The 14,799-nt window shown below is 63.3% G+C and carries 16 protein-coding genes; 8 read left to right on the forward strand and 8 right to left on the reverse strand.

The window, feature by feature from the left end; all coding sequences use genetic code 11:
- Positions 1–187 precede the first annotated feature (187 nt).
- The gene (locus NZ453_RS19635) at positions 188–544 is read left to right on the forward strand and encodes a DoxX family protein (protein WP_263772622.1); all 357 of its coding nucleotides are present in this window, start codon (positions 188–190) and stop codon (positions 542–544) included.
- Positions 544–1,317 (forward strand): class I SAM-dependent methyltransferase, encoded by a 774-nt coding sequence (locus NZ453_RS19640; RefSeq protein ID WP_263772623.1) that lies wholly within the window; start codon positions 544–546, stop codon positions 1,315–1,317. The genes NZ453_RS19635 and NZ453_RS19640 overlap by 1 nt, the downstream gene beginning before the upstream one ends.
- A gap of 42 nt (positions 1,318–1,359) precedes the next feature.
- On the opposite strand, the gene NZ453_RS19645 is transcribed toward NZ453_RS19640, so the two are convergent.
- The 6 genes from NZ453_RS19645 to NZ453_RS19670 form a co-directional block, all read right to left on the reverse strand.
- Positions 1,360–1,794, reverse strand: coding sequence for an ExbD/TolR family protein (locus NZ453_RS19645; RefSeq protein WP_263772624.1), 435 nt, complete (start codon positions 1,792–1,794; stop codon positions 1,360–1,362).
- Between the two features lie 12 nt (positions 1,795–1,806).
- Positions 1,807–2,640, reverse strand: a complete 834-nt coding sequence (locus NZ453_RS19650; protein WP_263772625.1) for a MotA/TolQ/ExbB proton channel family protein — start codon at positions 2,638–2,640, stop codon at positions 1,807–1,809.
- 23 nt (positions 2,641–2,663) lie between these two features.
- Complete coding sequence (locus tag NZ453_RS19655; RefSeq protein ID WP_263772627.1) at positions 2,664–3,452, reverse strand: energy transducer TonB; 789 nt, start codon at positions 3,450–3,452, stop codon at positions 2,664–2,666.
- The gene (locus NZ453_RS19660) at positions 3,425–4,693 is read right to left on the reverse strand and encodes a PepSY-associated TM helix domain-containing protein (protein WP_263772628.1); all 1,269 of its coding nucleotides are present in this window, start codon (positions 4,691–4,693) and stop codon (positions 3,425–3,427) included. Before NZ453_RS19660 ends, NZ453_RS19655 begins: the two co-directional genes overlap by 28 nt.
- A 21-nt stretch (positions 4,694–4,714) precedes the next feature.
- A complete protein-coding gene (locus NZ453_RS19665) occupies positions 4,715–6,940 on the reverse strand; it encodes a TonB-dependent siderophore receptor (RefSeq protein ID WP_263772629.1) in 2,226 nt (741 codons plus the stop codon).
- Positions 6,941–7,258: 318 nt separating this feature from the next.
- Positions 7,259–7,924: an RluA family pseudouridine synthase gene (locus NZ453_RS19670; RefSeq protein ID WP_263772630.1), complete on the reverse strand. Its 666-nt coding sequence runs from the start codon at positions 7,922–7,924 to the stop codon at positions 7,259–7,261.
- 374 nt (positions 7,925–8,298) lie between these two features.
- Here NZ453_RS19670 and NZ453_RS19675 point away from each other — a divergent pair, with 374 nt between their 5' ends.
- Positions 8,299–9,237, forward strand: coding sequence for an AEC family transporter (locus NZ453_RS19675; protein ID WP_263772631.1), 939 nt, complete (start codon positions 8,299–8,301; stop codon positions 9,235–9,237).
- Positions 9,238–9,290: 53 nt separating this feature from the next.
- Here NZ453_RS19675 and folE read toward each other — a convergent pair whose 3' ends face one another.
- Positions 9,291–9,935: a GTP cyclohydrolase I FolE gene (gene folE, locus NZ453_RS19680; RefSeq protein ID WP_263772632.1), complete on the reverse strand. Its 645-nt coding sequence runs from the start codon at positions 9,933–9,935 to the stop codon at positions 9,291–9,293.
- Positions 9,936–10,271: 336 nt separating this feature from the next.
- On the opposite strand from folE, the gene NZ453_RS19685 reads away from it, so the two are divergent.
- The 4 genes from NZ453_RS19685 (at position 10,272) to NZ453_RS19700 (ending at position 13,235) form a co-directional block, all read left to right on the forward strand.
- Positions 10,272–11,516: a nitronate monooxygenase gene (locus NZ453_RS19685; protein ID WP_263772633.1), complete on the forward strand. Its 1,245-nt coding sequence runs from the start codon at positions 10,272–10,274 to the stop codon at positions 11,514–11,516.
- A 99-nt stretch (positions 11,517–11,615) separates the two neighbouring features.
- The gene (locus NZ453_RS19690; RefSeq protein WP_263772634.1) at positions 11,616–11,984 is read left to right on the forward strand and encodes an RNA recognition motif domain-containing protein; all 369 of its coding nucleotides are present in this window, start codon (positions 11,616–11,618) and stop codon (positions 11,982–11,984) included.
- 51 nt (positions 11,985–12,035) lie between these two features.
- Positions 12,036–12,266, forward strand: coding sequence for a hypothetical protein (locus tag NZ453_RS19695; protein WP_263772635.1), 231 nt, complete (start codon positions 12,036–12,038; stop codon positions 12,264–12,266).
- Positions 12,267–12,389: 123 nt separating this feature from the next.
- A complete protein-coding gene (locus NZ453_RS19700; protein ID WP_263772636.1) occupies positions 12,390–13,235 on the forward strand; it encodes a 23S rRNA (adenine(2030)-N(6))-methyltransferase RlmJ in 846 nt (281 codons plus the stop codon).
- 38 nt (positions 13,236–13,273) lie between these two features.
- On the opposite strand, the gene NZ453_RS19705 is transcribed toward NZ453_RS19700, so the two are convergent.
- Positions 13,274–13,597 carry a hypothetical protein gene (locus NZ453_RS19705; protein WP_263772637.1) on the reverse strand — a complete coding sequence of 108 codons (324 nt, stop codon included), beginning with the start codon at positions 13,595–13,597 and terminating at the stop codon, positions 13,274–13,276.
- A gap of 283 nt (positions 13,598–13,880) precedes the next feature.
- On the opposite strand from NZ453_RS19705, the gene NZ453_RS19710 reads away from it, so the two are divergent.
- Positions 13,881–14,762 carry a DMT family transporter gene (locus NZ453_RS19710; RefSeq protein ID WP_263772638.1) on the forward strand — a complete coding sequence of 294 codons (882 nt, stop codon included), beginning with the start codon at positions 13,881–13,883 and terminating at the stop codon, positions 14,760–14,762.
- Positions 14,763–14,799: the final 37 nt, after the last annotated feature.

Genomic DNA, 14,799 nt, shown 5'->3' on the forward strand with positions numbered 1-14,799 from the left:
GGTCTTTCTCCCCGCCACGAAGCGATGCGTGAGTTGTAATAATGAAAATGCGACGTGGATAGTATGGCGACGTATTGGCGATTGCAATCAGGTTCGCGTTTTTCCGATGCCCACGGCGAAAAGTCAGCTTGACCCATACACGATCGAGCGCTGATACTCCCAGCCTTTGTCATCATTCGATCCACGTATGGCTTCCAAAACTAGAATCGACTGGTCGCTATTGCTCCTGCGCCTTGCCGTGGGCGGCATGGCGTTCTATGCCGGCTTCGAGCCGCTGTTGCATTCGCGCTTTCCCGGCAGCCTCGCGCAAGCGGGCCAATGGGGGCTGCATCTTGCCGAAGTCGTGTGCGGCGCGCTAATCGTGCTCGGCTTGTGGGTGCCGCTGGCGGCGCTGGTCTTTGCCGTCATCTTTGGCTGGCCGATGGTCTGGGGCTGGGTGCATGGCGCGCCGATCTTCGGCGATCTGCACGGGCTCTTCCTGCTCCTCGTCACGCTCGCCTCGGCCTTGGGCGGCGGCGGCAAGTGGGCGCTCGGCCGGGATTGATGAGGGAAGGGCCGGCCCGCGTGCGGGTCGATGCGCTCGACGCTGCCTTCGAAGACCGGGCCTCCGAGCTTGCCGAACGTCTCGGGTTGCCGCGAGACGGCGAGGCGGAATTCGCGTTGCAGATCGGCTCGGCTGGCGTCCAACTGAGCGAACTCGGGCCGCAGGCGCCGGGCCCCGTGCGGGTCGACTTCGTCGGCGGCACGGCGGCACATCGGCGCCTTTACGGCGGCGGCGCGGGGCAGATGATCGCCAAGGCGGTCGGGCTGCAACCAGGAGTGCGGCCAACCGTCCTCGACGTAACGGCGGGGCTCGGACGCGATGCGTTCGTGCTTGCCGAACTCGGCTGCGCCGTGACGATGATCGAGCGCCAGCCGCTCATCGCCACCCTGCTCGAAGACGGCTTGCGGCGAGCGGCGATTGATGCGGAGATCGAGGCGGTCGCCGCACGCATGACGCTGCGCTGTGGCGACGCGATCGCGATCATGCGCGAATGGACTGGCGAGATCCCTCAAGTGATCTACCTCGACCCGATGTTCCCGCATCGCGACAAGAGTGCGTTGGTGAAGAAGGAGATGCGGCTCTTTCGGCCGCTCGTCGGCGATGACGACGATGCGCCGCAACTCCTGGCCGCGGCCTTGGAGTTGGCGTCGCATCGCGTCGTCGTCAAGCGCCCGCGCAAGGCGCCTGCGATCGCGGGTGGCAAGCCGAGCTATGCGCTCGAAGGCAAATCGAGTCGGTACGACGTTTACGCCAGGAAATCACTCAAGCCCTGAACGCAACCCTGCGACGCGTGCTCGCGACAGCGGACTCCACTCTTAGCGTGCGCGTTCGTTCGGATCGGTGACGAAGCCGATGCGCGTCAAACCCTGCCGCGCGGCGTCCGACATCACCTGCGCAATCCGTTCGTACGGCGTGTTGCGTTCGGCGCGGATATGAAGTTCGGGCGGCTCCGACGCTCGCGTTTGGCTGGCGGCTGTGCGGAAGCGCTCCTGCAGTTGGCCCGCGTCGACGCGCTCGCCATTCCAGAACACCTGCTGGCTGGCGTCGATCGAGAGCTGTATCGCTTCGGGCGGAGTGCGGTTCGGGGTAGAGGTCGCTTTCGGCAGGTCGACCTTGACCGCGTGCGTGAGCAGCGGGGCGGTGACCATGAAGATGATCAGCAACACGAGCATCACGTCGATCAACGGCACCATATTGATTTCAGCAAGCGGCGTATCGTCGTTGCCGTTGTCCATGCTGGCGAAGGCCATCGTCATTCCTCCTCAGCGCAGATTCAGGCCGGGATGCGCCGCCGCCAGCGATCCCGCGTCGCCGTCGATTCCGCCCGGCTCGCGGGCGCGCGCCATGGCGATCACCTTTTCGCTTGTGGCGCGGGCGTCGTTGAGCATCGGCGACGTCTTGACGCCCGTGGCGAGGAAGGCGAACACGTCGTAGGCGAACGAGTTCAGGCGCGAGAGCGTATTGCGGTTGGCGCGCGCGAAGGCGTTGTAGGCGACGGCCGCCGGGATCGCGACGGCGAGGCCGATCGCGGTCATGATCAGCGCCTCGCCAACCGGCCCGGCCACCTTGTCGAGCGTACCCTGGCCGCTGGCGCCGATGGCGATCAGCGCGTGATAGATGCCCCAGACGGTCCCGAACAGCCCCACGAACGGAGCGGCCGATGCCACCGTGGCGAGAAAGGTCAGGCCGAACTCGAGGTGGCTGCGGTCTTCGTCGATGGCGCGCTTGAGTGCCCGGGTCAGCAGGTCGTCGGCGGAGCCAGCGTTTACCAATCCGCCGGTTTCGCCCCGGCCGGAGCGCCCGGCCTGTCGCCGATTGTGCTGTTCGATCGCCGTAAACCCGTGGTGCACGAGGTGCGAGAACGGATCGGGTGTGCCGCGCTCGCGCAGGCGTTCGGCGACGGCCTGGAGATCGCGCGCTTCCCAGAATGCTTCGAGGAAAGCGTCGCTGCGTCGGCGCAGATGGTAGTTGCACAGGCCTTTGCTGACGATCAGATACCAGGTGCCGATCGATGCGAGCGACATGAGGGCGAGAACGCCGAGAGCGACACCGTCGGCGTTGGCGAGGAAGTGGGCGAAGCCCATGGGGTTTTGCATAGCGGACTCTTTGGCTTTTCAGGTTAGTTTTTGAGGGAGAAAACGATCGGCACCAGCACCCAGGCGCCGACGGCTTCATTGCCTTGCTTGGCGGCGACGAACTTCCAGCGGCGGACAGCATCGAGCGCCGCGTGGTCGAGGCGCGGCGAGCCGCTGCCAGTGCGGATGTCGACTTGGCTCGGCCGGCCGTCCGGCTCCACGAAGACGCGCAGGATGACGCGTCCCTCTTCGCCCATTCGGCGAGAGAGGGGGGGGTAGGTAGGAGCGGGATTTTGCAGATAGGCGGCATCGAAGCGCGGGGGAATGACCGTCGGGCCTGCCGCCGTTCGCTCTGCGATGGCAGGTTGTGCCGCTGCCTGGAGTTCCGTCGGAGCGGGTTGGACGGGCGGTTGGGGCGTCGGCGCCGTGTCGGCGGGAACCGCAGAGGCCACCGGCGCCGCTGTCATGAGCGTTTCGCGCGGCGGGGGCGATGCCTTGGTGCGGGTTGGTTTCTTCCGTTCTGGCGGCGTGTCTTGAGGAGGCGGAGACGGCTTCCGGGTCATCGCTTCGTCGGCGGATTCGGTCACCGCCGTGGCGATCAAATGGACCACTTGCGCGGGGGCGGGCGGTGCGGGGCGAGCCTGGTCTGGCCACACGGCGAAGGCGGCAAGGACGGCGCCATGCGCGAGGACGACGGCACCCACGCCCAACCAGGAAACGTGGTCAGCACGGTAGTGGCGCGACGACTCGGTTCCGTCCACTGGGGTACGGGTCGCGCGTAGGCAGGGGATCTGGTCTTCGCGCATCATCGCTGCATCGCCCGCCGCGACCATTCGGGCTTGAGGGCCTCGTCGCGCAACACCCGGCTGCGACGTTTGCGCCACCACACATAGGCGCCTGTCACCGAGAGCATGGCGACGACGAGGCCCATGGCCGAGATCAGGATGCGACCAGGCAGGCCAAGAATGCGCCCGGAATGGACCGGGAACTGTGCCTGCACGAAGACGTCCGCGGCCGTCCCCTGCCATGGCAGGCGTTCGCCGAGCAGGCGGCCGTCCTCGCCGTCGAAGAACAGGCGGGCCGGACCGACGCCGGCCGCGCCGTGGTCGCCGCCCGGGTGGAAGAACTGCACGCTGTAAACGCCATAGGCCGTCGAGTAGAAGACGCTGCCCGGCGGTTCGTCCCATTGCCTGCGCGCGGCTTCGGCGCCGGCAAGGGCGACGATTTCTCCGTAACCGACTTTGGCTTCGCGCGGGTGCAGGAAGTCCGCCGGTTCGCGCGTATCGAAGGGCGTCGGCGTGACCTGTGAGACCATCGACATCAGCGGATAGAAGGCTTCGCGGTAGAGGTTGAGCGAGAACGCGGTGAACGCGAGGACGAAGAGCAGGACCCAGGTCCACAGGCTGCCGGCGCGATGAAGGTCGTAGTTCAGCTTGTACGTTCCGGTACCCCGGCGCACCCGCCACGATGTCTGCCAGCGTTGCCACCAGGAGCGTTGCGGCGGTTCGCTCCCGGGCCGCCGCCGACTAGCCGGAAAGGTGAGAAAGACGCCGGTGAAGCAGTCGACGGTCCACACCACGGCGACGATGCCGAGCAGCCAGATTCCCCAGCGGTCGCTGCCGGCGAACGGCGAGATGTGCAGGCTGTAGTGCAGTTTGTAGAGGAACGAGACCAGCGTCTCGCGTGTGATCGGCCAGACGGCGCCCCATTCGCGGCGGCCGAGTTCGGTGCCGTTGGCGGGGTCGACGAAAACCTGATTGTAGCCAGGTGTGAAGAACTGCCCGGTTCTTGGGTCGATACGCGGCTCGACCCCGAAGTGCAGCGATTCACCGGGTTCGGCGGAAAGCGGCAGGAAGGTCACGCGTACGCGCGAGTCCCGGGCCTCGATTTCCCGCGCCAAGGCCAGCGACGAGCGGTGCGGACCCCGGGCCGGCGCTTCCATCAGGTGCGGGTTGAGCAGGTCGTCGAGTTCATGGTCCCAGGAGATGATCGCACCGGTGAGACCGGTGACGAAAAGAAACGGGACCATGAACAACCCGGCATAGCGATGAAGCAAAACGAACAGGGGACGCATTGCGGCTCTCTGATTCGATGCTCAGTACTTCACGTTGAGGCTTAACAGCGCGTGCCGGGGTGCGCCGTAGTACGCCTGATCCCAGTACAGGCTGGTCAGGTATTTACGGTCGGTCACATTGTTGATGTTGAGCGTCGCGCTCACCTTGTCGGTGAAGTCGTAGCGTGCCATCAGGTTCACCAGCGTGTAGGCAGATTGCCGGATGGTGACGTCGGCGGCCGGTTCGCGGTACGTGCTGTCGCGCCACTGCAGGCTGGCGCCGACCTTCAGTCGCTCGATCGTCGGCACGCGGTACGTCGTCGTGACGCGCAGCAACCGCCGCGGCGTGAACGTGCGCACGTCATGGCCGTCCTTATCCTCGATCGACAGTTGCGTGTAGCCGGCCGTGGCCTGCAGTCGCGATGTGATGTTGCCGGCGAGTTCGAGCTCGTAGCCTTGGGAGAGGGCGTCGACGCCGCGGTAATAGGTGTCCGTGCCGAGATATCCAGCCGCCTCCGCAACGTTGTCTTGCTTGGTACGGAACACTGCGAGCGATGCATTTAACCGTTTGTCGAAGAACTCGCCCTTGAGACCGACCTCCTTGTTGTTGCCTTTGATCGGAGCGAGCGTCTGCCGGTTGATGTCGATCTCATGCTGCGGATTGAAGATGTCGGTGTAGCTCGCGTACGCCGAAAGGTTTGGCGTGAAGTCATAAATGACACCGGCGTACGGACTGACGGCGCTTTCGGATTTGCGGCGGCTGACGCCATAGCTCGTCCCGCGTTCTTCCACGGCCGTGGCGTTGGCGCCGAACACAAGCTTGACGGCGTCTGTCGGATTGATACGCACGGCGGCGTAGGCGCTGCGCCGGTATTCGGTGAATTGACTGCCGTCGACGGAGGCGTCGAACGCCGGTTCCGGATAGTTGCCGGTCCACGTGGCGAGATCCTGGATTGGCGTACCGATGCCGCGGCCGTAGTTCGACTCGTCCTCCAGTGTCGACCGGGCCCAACTCGCGCCGACGACGAGTTCGTGCTTGCGTCCGGCGAGCGTGAAAGGGCCCGTCGCGTTGATGTCGGCGATGTCCTGGCGGGTGACGCCTGCGTACTCCGACGGGTAGGCGAAGAGGCCCAAGCCAGTGGCGCGATCAGGGGTGCCATAGACGTAAAAAAGCTTGCTGTCCGAATCAGTACGGTTATGCGTGAGGGTTCCCTTCACTTGCCAATCGTTGGTGAAGCGGTGTGCCAACTCGGCGAAGGTCGACTGCGTTTTCACGTTCCAGTACGACCAGTCGGCGGCCGGATTGGTCGATACGTCGTAGTGGGTCGGGGTACCGTCCGTGTAGTACATCGGCAAGGCGCCCCACATCGGGTTTTTGGAGCGCCCGTCTTCGAGCGTGTGGCCGAAGGTCAGCAGCGTGGCGTCGGAGAGGTCAGCTTCGAGGATGCCGTAGAACAGCGACTTCTTTTGCTCGTAACGGTCGAGGTAGGAATCCTTGTCCAGCCCGGCGGCGACGACGCGGCCGCGCAACGTGCCGGCGGCGTTGAGCGGCCCGGAGACGTCGGCGTCAAGGCGGCGGTAATCCCAGGAGCCGAGTGTCAACCCGGCCGAAGCCTGGAAGTCCGCCGTCGGGCGTTTGCGGATGAAGTTGATCGTGGCCGACGGATTACCCGTTCCCGAACTCAACCCGTTGGCGCCACGTACGACTTCGATGCGGTCGTAGATCGCGGTGTCGATCTGGCCGGAGATGTTGCCGTAGGTGAGGGGAACGCCGATGCCGTCGACCTGGAAGTTGTTGATGTCGAAGCCGCGCGACGTGTAGTAGGTGCGATCCGTCTCAACCTTCTCGACGACGATGCCGGGCGTGTTGTCGAGCACATCATTGATCGTATTCAGCTTGAAGTCTTCGATCTGCTCGCGCGTGACTACCGACACCGATTGCGGCGTCTCACGGGGCGACAGATTAAGGCGCGTCGCGCTGGCGCTCCGTTCCACTGTGTAGGAACGGGTACGCTCGGACGGGACAGCCTCGCCCGGTGTCATTGTCGCCGTGACGCGAACTTCCGAAAGTGTTGCTTCGCTGGCGTTTTCGCGCGGGTCTGGAGTGCTAGTACCCGGCGTCTGGGCGTGAGCCGAGCAAGCGAGTAGGGCGCTCGTCGCCAATCCGGCCCAGCGAGGGAGGAAAAGCGCGCGTACTAAACGTGGAACCGGAGCTTGAGCAAACGACGGGGTGTTGGTTTTCTTTGGGCGGGTAGAACGTTGAGTCACGGGAAAAACTCCGAGAGGGACGAAAAATTGGGCCGTGGGAGGGTGCAAAGGTCAAAAACCGACTAAGAGGGCGATCAAAAGGATCAGAGCGGCAATGCCCACGTTGGCGAGCAGGCTGGCCACGATCGGCACCTTATAAATGAGAACGGTTCGCAATATAAACGACCCGAAAACGCGATGTCAATGAGAATTGTTCTTATTTAAATTGGCGGCCAACATGCCGAGCGGGCGCAGCAGGGCTAGGCACGGCGGGCGGGAAGGCACCTGCCCTGCGTGGGGTGACGTGGGAAAACGGCTGACGGCTGGCGGCCGGACAGGCTAGAAGTCGGCGGGGAACGTAAAGGCGAGCGTCTTGCCGCTGCGCGGATGGGCGAACGCGAGGTACTCCGCATGCAGGAGCAGCCGGTCGGCCTGCTCGCGGATCGCACCGTGCGCATACAGCGGGTCGCCGACGATCGGGTGGCCGAGCGCCTGCATGTGCACGCGCAACTGGTGCGTGCGGCCGGTTTCGGGGATCAATTCGACGCGTGATGTGTCGCTGGCTGAGTCGTGGGCGAGGACCCGGTAGCGGGTCAGCGACGGCTTGCCGTTCTCGAAATCCACTTTGTGCAGGGGGCGGTTGGGCCAGTCGACCAGCAGGGGAAGCGAAACTTCGCCGACATCCTGCTCGAGCTTGCCAGCGATGACAGCGACGTACCGTTTTTCGACCTCCCGGCCTTGGAACATCATACTCAAACGGCGGTGCATTTCCTTGCCGCGTGCGAGAACTAGCATTCCCGACGTGTCGTAGTCGAGGCGGTGCACGATGAGCGCATCAGGGTGCTCAATCTGCACGCGCCGGATCAGGCAGTCCTGCTTTTCATCTCCACGGCCGGGGACGGACAACATACGTGTCGGTTTGCTGACTACGAGAAGCGCCGTGTCCGCGTAGACAAGCGCGAAACCGGAATCGATGAAGGCGATCGCGTTGGTGTTCTCGGACATGGGTGGCGAAGTGGCTGGTGGAGAAGGAGCGAGGCAGGGCGAAACCCTACCCGAACCGGGCGCGGAGGCGAGGATAAGGGGGCGTATTGTCTCTCGTTTCCGGTAATTCGGTCACCCCGCGGCGCGGGGTCATCGAAAGTCGTCCCCAAGGTAGCGAAGAATCCTCGGCCAAGCCTACGAAAAGCCCTTCCGATTCGATACAATCGCATGGTTTTTGCTCTGGCGCGCGCGGCGCGCTGCACTCGTGATTCCTCCGTACTACGCCTTCGCAATACCTTCCTTCCGGCCATTTCGGGCAGGGAAGCCGTTCTTCCGGCGGCCTTCGCCCACATCCCGCACAAACTGACCACGACGCACGAGAAAAGACCCTCTCGATGAATACCTTTGCGCATCACCTGGCTCTGGCCGCCCCTTTGTTTTCGCTGGTTTTCATCGGTTATGCGGTGATGCGTTTTACCGGCTGGCCGACGGCAATGTCGGAGGCCCTGTCGCAGTTCGTTTTTACATTGGCCCTGCCGGCACTGCTGTTCCGCCTGCTCAGCGATTTCTCCAAATTACCGCCCGTTGATGCCCGCCTACTGATTGCGTTCTTCGGCAGTTGTCTCGCTGTCTTTGTCGTCGGGCGCTTCATTTCGTGGAAAGTGTTCAAGCTCGACGGCGTGTCGCAGTCGGTGTTTGCGCTCGGCTGCGTCTTTTCCAACAACGTGCTGCTCGGCTTGCCGCTCGCCAAGGTGACGCTGGGGGACGCGGCGGTGCCTTCGGTTGCCCTCGTGCTCGTGTTCAACGCGCTGATCCTGTGGACGCTGGTCACCATCTCGGTCGAATGGGCGCGTCACGGAAGCTTGTCGATACGAGGCTTTGCGAAGACCGTACGCAGCGTGCTTACCAACCCGGTGGTCTTCGGCATCCTCTCGGGAACGTTCATCGGCCTCCTTGGCCTGCGGTTGCCGGCGGCGGTCGATACGCCGCTGACCATGATCGGGCAAGCGGCGACGCCGATGGCGCTCATCGCTTTAGGTATGGGACTGGCGGAATTCGGAATTCTCGACGGCTGGCGCGTCTCGGCGGCGATTACGGCCGTGAAGCTCGTCCTGCAACCGATCGTCGTCTGGGGGCTGGCGCGACTGCTGAACCTGCCGACGATGGAAACCCAGGTGGTGGTGCTGCTCGGGTCGATGGCCATCGGCGCCAATGTCTATCTGATGTCGCGCCAGTTCAAGGTGCTCGAAGGTCCGATCGCGAGCAGCCTGGTTTTGTCGACCGTACTTGCGGCGGTGACGACGCCGTTGGCGCTCACGCTGGTCGGTGCGTAGCGCCGGTTCGTTCGGCCGACGCGGGCCTCTTACGTATTCACGTATTCAATCATTCAATCCGCTCGCCGCGAGGTTTCAATCGCGCGCCAGAACTCGTTGCGTGCTTGGTCCGACGTTTCGAAGTCGCCCGTGAACGCCTGGGTGACGACGCGCTCGTCGCCGCGCCGATCCTCGCCGAGTAATAGGCAGAGCTGCTCCGCCTCGATCACGCAGGCGGCGCCGCGCGCCTTGCCGTGATGCATCAGCGCTTCGGCAATATCGTGCGTCATCCATTCCTGGTACGTGAAGCGGTGGCCGATCGCGTCAACAAGGCGCGCGATGCGTCCGAAACCGTGCAAGCGGCCTCCCGGCAGATAGGCCACATGCGCTACGCCGCGGAACGGGACGAGGTGGTGCGGGCACACGCCGTGAATGGCAATACCGCGCACAACGACCATGTCGCGGCGGTGATCCTCGAAACCCTCGCCGAGCGCGGCGGCGGGATCCAGATCATAGCCGCCAAGTAGGCGTTTCTGCCACAGTTCGCGCACCCGCTGCGCCGTACGCCCCATATGCTCGGCGTCGGGCGCAATGCCGCAGGCGGCGAGCAGGTCGCCGACGGCTCGTTCGAACGCCGGGGCGTCAAAGTGCCCTTGGCGCGGAATCCCGATGCCTGTCAGCGGGACGGGCGTTTGGTCATGGTCAGTGCAGTCGCTCATCGCGCTCTCCGTCGCATACGGAACGCTTACGATCATACGTGCGTTTGCCTGGGCGAGCGAGCACCACGGTGGCTCCTTGAGAATTCATAACCGCAGGAACTTCGAAAGCAGCCACGTTGCCGAAACACTGTGACGGGGTCGAATGTGAGGCGGGCTTCCGATGGCGGCTTATAACGCTTTGAGACACCCGGCGCAACGCCCTAAAGCCTACTAAATTAGTACTTTCCGCATAGCCGATGCGCCAAGCGGGCACATCATGAGCGATAATAGCGGGCTATCATGATTCTCGACCCCGTTCCAAACGAGGATGAGGGGACGGCCTGGGGAAGGTACTGAATGAAGCGTGTTGATGATTTCCGCCTGAAATTCGGCAAGAAGGAACTGGTGCCTATTGTCATCGGCGGAATGGGCGTGGACATATCGACGGCCGAGCTGGCACTGGAGGCCGCGCGCCTTGGTGGTGTGGGCCACATCTCTGATGCGATGGTCAACACGGTCGCGGATCGCCGGTTCAACGCCAAGTTCGTCAAGGAAAAACTCAAGCAGTACAAGTTCAACGTCGCCAACTCCGACAAGTCTGTCGTGCAGTTCGACCTCGGCCAGCTTGCCGAGGCGACCAAGATGCACATCGGCAAGACGATGGAGGCCAAGCGGGGCGATGGCCTGATCTTGGTCAACTGCATGGAAAAGCTGACGATGAACGCGCCCAAGGAGACCTTGCGGGTGCGCATGCAGGCGGCACTTGACGCTGGTATCGACGGCATCACGCTAGCGGCCGGCTTGCACCTTGGATCGTTCGCCCTCATCGAGGACCATCCGCGCTTCCGTGACGCCAAGCTCGGCATCATCGTGTCGTCGCTGCGTGCCCTGCAACTCTTCCTGCGCAAGACATTGCGCTGCAACCGCTTACCCGACTACGTAGTCGTCGAAGGTCCGCTCGCGGGCGGTCACCTCGGTTTCGGCATGGATTGGTCGCAATACGATCTGGCGACCATCGTCGCCGAGATCCGTCAGTTCCTGCTCGCCGAAAAACTCGATATCCCGCTGATCCCGGCGGGCGGTATCTTCACCGGCAGCGATGCCGTTTCGTACCTCGAGAATGGGGCTTCCGCGGTGCAGGTAGCCACGCGCTTCACGGTTACCAAAGAGTGCGGCTTGCCGGAGGACGTGCAGCAGGAGTATTTCAAGGTCAACGAGGACGGGATCGAGGTCAACATGATCTCTCCGACCGGTTACCCCATGCGCATGCTTTCGAAGAGCCCGGCGATCGGCGACGGTATCCGCCCGAATTGCGAAGCCTACGGTTACCTGCTCGACTCGACGGGCAATTGCTCGTACATCAACTCCTACAACCGCGAGGCGGCGGCCAATCCGGGAGCAAAACGCCTTTCGGTCAAGGACAAGACGTGTTTGTGCACACAGATGCGCAATTTCGATCTGTGGACCTGTGGGCACTACACCTACCGCCTCAAGGACACGTCGCGGAAGCTGCCGGATGGTACCTACCAGCTGCTTTCCGCCGAGCACGTTTTCCACGATTACCAGTTCAGTACCGACAACCGGATCGCGCTTCCGGAGTAAATTCCGCGTCCAGCGGAATGCGATTCCATTAGACTCCGCGGTCCGGCCTTGCTATTGTTTCCTGGCAGGCCTTCGTCAATTTCTTATGGGAGCGCTCGATTGGGAAAGAAGCTATATGTCGGTAACCTGAGCTACCGTGTCGATACGAACGCTCTGGAACAGATGTTTGCGGCGTACGGTACCGTCGTTTCGGCGCAAGTCATTACCGATCGCGAGACCAAGCGGTCGAAGGGGTTCGGGTTTGTCGAGATGGGCTCCGATGAGGAGGCCCAAGCGGCGATCGCCGGGCTCAACGGCAAGAACAGTGAAGGGCGGCCGTTGACGGTCAACGAGGCGCGTCCGCAGGCACCGCGCGAAGGAGGCGCTCCCGGAGGAGCGCGGCGCGGGCCCGGCGGCGGTACGACGCGTAGTCCGTACGGCGTCGGCCGTGGCGGCTCGGGCGGCGCTGACGGCGGCAATCGCCGCTGATAAAGCGCTCGCTATTTCGGCCGCTCGCTGCCGCATTGCGCGGGCGGCCGCGTGTTCAATCGAATCGCGACACCACCGATTGTCGTGGAAGGAAGAGGTATCGCGGTGGCAAAGCCTAACTACGCCTACGAAAAGCGCCAACGGGATCTTGAGAAGAGATCGAAGCAGGAGGAAAAGCGACTGCGCAAACTTGAGCGCAAGCAGGGGGAAGATGACCAGGCGCCTGCCGAGTCAGAGAACAGCCGGGAGCCGGGGATGGATGTCCCCGGGGCAGACACCTAGTCCGGTTTTCCCCGGCTGTGGCCGCCTCCAGCGGCGCGACTCAGATCCTGTTTCTCTCGGGCGATCCGGAGACTTAGCGGTCCCCGGTTCCCGCGGCGCTTGCCATCACGTTCCGGAAAATCCATGCTCAGTTATCGTCACGCCTTCCACGCCGGCAACCATGCCGACGTTCTCAAACACCTAGTCCTCGTTCAGCTCGTCCGTTACCTCACGCAGAAGGACAAACCCTTCTGGTACGTCGACACGCACGCCGGTGCGGGCGCTTACGCTCTCGATTCCTCGTATGCGCAGAAACTTGCCGAGTATGAAGGTGGAATCGGACGGCTTTGGGCGCGTGATGACTTGCCCGAAGCGCTCGCGGAGTATGTGGCCTTGGTACGTCGCTTCAATCCGTCGGGAAGCCTGAAAAACTACCCCGGTTCGCCGCATTTCGCTTTGTGGGGCATGCGGGAGCAGGACCGCCTGCGGCTCTTCGAGTTGCACAGCAAAGACGCACGGTTACTGCGCGAGTGTTTCGCCGATGCGGGGAAGCGTGTCATCGTCGAAGCGGTGGATGGATTTGCTGGCTTGAAGGCGGTACTTCCGCCCCCACCCAAGCGGGGCCTCGTGCTGATCGACCCGTCATACGAGTTGAAGAGTGACTACGAGCGTGTCGTCCAAGCACTCAAGGACGCGCTGACGCGGTTCGCCGGCGGCGTTTATGCCATCTGGTATCCGCAACTGACACGCATCGAGGCGAACGACCTTCCGCAACGTCTCAAGCGGTTGCCGGCCAAAGGTTGGCTTCACGTCGCCTTGCGCGTGAATGCTGCAGCCAAGGACGGCTTCGGGATGCACGGCAGCGGCCTCGTCGTGCTCAATCCCCCCTGGACGCTGCACGACACTCTGGCGGAGGTCATGCCCTATCTCGTCGACGTCCTCGGCACCGACGCGGGTGCCGGGTATACGCTCGAGCGATCGGAAGACTAGGCGCGGCAGGAGCGAGCGAAGCCTAAGGGTGCGCTCGCTTAGTTTTCGGTCTTCTGCTCGGTGGATCCCGAGCCGCCGACCTTCTTAGCGGTTCGACTGATCGCGCGACCGGTCGCTTCCGCACCATGGCCGATTCCCCGAGCCGCGGCCTTGGCTCCGCGCTTGATGCCGCGCGCCGTTGCATTCACCGCGCGCTTTACTCCGCGGCCCGTCGCTTCAGCGCCGCGTTCCACGGCGTTGCCTACTTTCTGGGCGGGCCCGGGGGTCGGTTCCTGAGCGTTCTCTTCAGCGGCGAAAGAAGCGCCTGTCGATATTGCGAGGGTTGCGGCGATGGCTATGAGCAGCCTGTTCTGGTTCTTCATGGTGTCGTTTGTGTTCTGGAAGGTTCGATACTTGCGGGAATGATGCTGCCACCGCGTCATCGCAAGAGCAAGCGGCTGTGTTAAGCGGGAAAGCTCTACTCGCGGCTGGTGAATGCGCAAGAATGAGCGAGTCCTATGTGGTCGGCCCGTTGCCAAGAGTGTTAGGGCGCCCTCATCCGCGGCGGCGGAGCAGCCTCGAGAGCCGAGTGTGCCGCATGGCGGAGCTCATTCACTCCTGCTGGCATAATCGGCGTGCTCGGGAAATCGCACTTCGGGGACCTCGGTGTTCAACTCGCAAGATCGTCATCGCGTCGGTTTGATCCAGATTCACCTTGCCGTCTTGCTTGCGGGAGGGGCGGGCCTATTTGCGAAGTTCCTGGCCGTCAGCCCGGCTGTGCTGACGGCCGGGCGGACTGTTTTCGGCTGCCTTGCCCTGCTTGTATTTGCCGTCGCGACGAGGTGCGACCTACGGATAAGAGGGGCGAAAGACGTGGCCATTTTGATCCTCTCCGGCGCGGTGCTGGCCGTGCACTGGGCGACGTTCTTTCACTCGATTCAAATGTCCACCGTGGCGATCGGCTTGCTGGCTTTCTCCGCGTTTCCGTTGTTCACGACCTTACTCGAGCCGTTCGTCTTTCAGGAGCCGCTACAGCGGCATGACATCGCGTCGGCGGTGGTGGTGACCGCTGGCCTTGTTCTCGTCACGCCGAGCACCGATTTCCACGACGCGCTGACGCAGGGGGTTCTGTGGGGCCTGTTGTCAGCGCTCACTTATTCGGTGCTTTCGCTGCTCAGTCGTGTCCAGGCCGGTCGCTACCCGGCGGCCATGGTTTCCTTCTATCAGCAGGGTGTGGCGGCCTTGATGACCCTGCCATTCGCGCTCGGCTGGCAGGGGGGGCTTTCGCTCCGCGACGCGTCCTTGCTCGTCGTACTCGGCGTCGTATTCACCGGGCTTGCGCAGTCCCTTGTCGTCGCGAGTCTGCGCCATCTACGGGCGCGTACCACGAGCATCGTGTTTGGTCTGGAACCGGTGTACGGAATCCTCCTCGCCTGGCTAGCGCTGCATGAGCGACCGGCGGGCCGGACGGTGCTGGGCGGTGTGCTGATTCTCGGCGCGGTGCTCTGGGCGTCTTGGCAGTCGGCCATCAAGAAAAAGCGGGAATGACCCTGTCGCGACCGACTATAGGACGACCGGGCCACGC

Source organism: Propionivibrio soli (assembly GCF_025770765.1).
Classification (GTDB): Bacteria; Pseudomonadota; Gammaproteobacteria; order Burkholderiales; family Rhodocyclaceae; genus Propionivibrio; species Propionivibrio soli.